The organism is Mesorhizobium sp. P5_C1 (assembly GCF_054049815.1).
Map to the genome: position 1 here is coordinate 1 of NZ_JBFULQ010000652.1, position 2,710 is coordinate 2,710.

3 protein-coding genes are annotated in these 2,710 nt (G+C 63.1%); all 3 read left to right on the forward strand.

What is annotated here, in order from left to right; all coding sequences use genetic code 11:
* Positions 1-764 (forward strand): hypothetical protein (locus ACXJ7R_RS29415; RefSeq protein ID WP_457154895.1); only part of this gene is annotated, 764 nt, incomplete at its 5' end.
* Positions 765-838: 74 nt separating this feature from the next.
* Positions 839-1,357: a GNAT family N-acetyltransferase gene (locus ACXJ7R_RS29420; protein ID WP_457154896.1), complete on the forward strand. Its 519-nt coding sequence runs from the start codon at positions 839-841 to the stop codon at positions 1,355-1,357.
* A gap of 119 nt (positions 1,358-1,476) precedes the next feature.
* On the forward strand, positions 1,477-2,710 hold a 1,234-nt coding region (locus ACXJ7R_RS29425; protein WP_457154897.1), incomplete at its 3' end, for a hypothetical protein.

Consider the following 2,710-nt stretch of genomic DNA (forward strand, 5'->3'; position numbering starts at 1 on the left):
TCATCGTCCTGATCGTAGGCGCCGGCCTGTTTTTCGCACCGGCACTGGTCAAGCCGCGCTGGCCCTGGCCCGTCACGCCATTCAGTGCCCGCTTCCTCGGCGGCTTCTACACCGCCGAAATGGCGGTGATGGCGGCACTCTTGTTCTGGAATCGCTGGTCGCCCGGCAGGCTGGTGCTCGTCATGGCCTTCATCTTCACCGTCATCGTGACGGCGGTTTCGTTGATCAATCTCGGCTATTTCAATTTCGAGCGCAAAGCGGCCTGGCTCTGGTTCTTGGTCTATCTTGCCTCGGCCGCGGTATCCGGGCTGTTCCTGTGGCGGGCCAGGGCCCGTCCTTCAGCAAGAGGCGTGACCTTAAACCCCGCATGGCGCGGCTACATGTTGGCGGAAACGGCGATCCTTGGGCTCTATGGCGTCGGCATGTTGCTGTTTCCCGTGATGGTCAGCAGCACTTGGCCATGGCCGGTCGATCCTTTCCACGCCCAGGTCTACAGCGCCATCTTCCTCGCTGGCGCTGGCGGCGCATATCTGGTCTGGAAAAGCGCGCCGCGCGAGGAACTGCTGGTGCTTGGCCTGGCGCAGTTTCTGGTTGGCCTGCTTTCCATCCTTGGTCTCGTCATCACCGACGCTGCGGTGCATCGGATCGACTGGACGGCGCCCAAGACATTGTGCTGGCTTGCCCTTTTCGGCTGGATCGGCATCAGCGGCGTCTTCAAACTCTCCGCCGCCTCCCGCTATTTCAGCGCGCAATCGGCAGCATAGCTTGCAGAGATAGCTGGATTTTCAGGTGACGTCCGGTGCATCGTGCCGGGCCTATTGCCTTCGCCGGGAACGCCATGACCAGCACGTCATCCTCCGAGAAGATCCAACTGCAGCTCCGCGCCATCCGGCCAAGCGATGCGGAAGCGCTTTGCGCCATCTTCAACATGCCGGGCTTCCGCTGGGGCACGCTCAGGATGCCCTTCGAGATGGTGGAGCAGGTCGAGCGGCGGATCGCCAAGGCCGGCCAGGAAACCACCTGGATCGTCGCGGAGCTGGACGGCAAGGTCGTCGGCCATGGCAGCCTGGTCGTGCAGGGGTCGCCACGCCGGTCGCATATCGGCGAGATCAATATCGGCCTTGACGATGGCTTTGTCGGCAAAGGCATCGGCTCTGCCATCCTTGGCGCGCTGCTTGACGTGGCCGATAACTGGCGCGCGCTGAAGCGGGTCGAATTGACCGTCTATGCCGACAACGAACCGGCCGTCCGTCTCTACACAAGCCATGGCTTCGAGGTCGAAGGTCGGCATGTGAAGGCGGGTTTTACCGACGGGCAGTACCACGATCTGCTCAGCATGGCCCGACTGCGGTTTTGAGATCCGTTGTTTGGAGACTTGCCTGTTTTGATCGAGTTGACGATCTATGTGTGGGCCGGCCGGGTCCAGCAAGTCTGGTCTCCCTTGGCGTTTGCACCGCGAGCGGCTAGACGGGACCAATGACCGCCGTCTCTGACCCAACTGCTGCGCCTCCGGCGGAAATTCTAGCTGTGCTGTCGCTGCTCTGCCCGGAAGTCGTGCGTGATATCGAGCAGAGCTGGAATGCGCCGGTTTCCGATTACGCCCGCCATCTGTGGCGGCCGGTGGCGAGGCCTGCGTCGGGCCCGGCGATCGCTGCCCGCTCGATCCTGCGCGTCGTCCTGCATCAGCGCCTTGGTGCGATCATGCAGCCTGAAGAGATCGGCAAGGCCCTCGAAGAGTTCGAGTGCAGACCGGTGATCCAGTCCGGCCTGCACTGCCTGCTGCTGATGGACCGGATCACCTTCGATGCCCTCCTGCTTGCCTGGCTCGGCGCGGTCGAAAACGGGCTGTCGGCCTTCGTCGGCTTCATGGGAACGACGATGACCATGGAGACGAATGGCCGGGAGGGGCCGGGATGGCTCGATGTCGGCGACGACAAGGTCAATTTGTTTGGCATGGGGCGCCACAAACTGTGCCGCAAGAGCGCCTGCGTGGCCGGTCCCGTCTCCCTCAACAAGCGCGCGCTCGAAGTGGTGGGCGATGAAACGGATGCCAGCCGTTGGCTGGGCACGCTGCTTGCCAGCCAGGACAAGGCATTTGGGACCGCCGCCGATGCGCTGACCGCCCTCAACGAGGATCTGGTCGCCGATTGGGATCGTTCCGGCATGGCCCGGCCGGTCTTCATCGATGATCGGCTCGCCGCAGCCGCCATGGCGCGGCATCTGGAAAACGACGGCAGCCTTCTTTCCAGGCTGCTCATCGAGCCGGCAAGGCGCCAGCGTCTCGACCATGCCTTGCAAGAGGCGGCATCGGGCCCATTTGGCAGATTCCTGCCCAATAGCACGGCCTATTTCTGGGGCATCCGCGAGGAACGCGTGCGCAAGCTGGTGCTCGAGAACGGGCTGTTGATCGAGCCTGACAGGCCGCATGGTCTCTCCATCCCGTTCGAGCGGCCGCATCTCAGGCAGGCGCTGCTGGACGGCGTGCTGCTGCCGAACCTGTTCCTGATGTTCCTCGTCCTTGCCATCTTGCCGCGCGTGCGGGTTGTGGGCGGCCTGAGACAGATTGGCTATGTAGCGCTTTTCCACTCGATCCTGCTGGCTGCGCTAGACGAAAACGCGCCGGAAGAGCGCGATCTGGCTGCGGAGCTGCAGGTTCGGGAAAATGCCTGGGGCATGCGGGTCATCGATGAAAAGATCTCGGTCCGCGAGC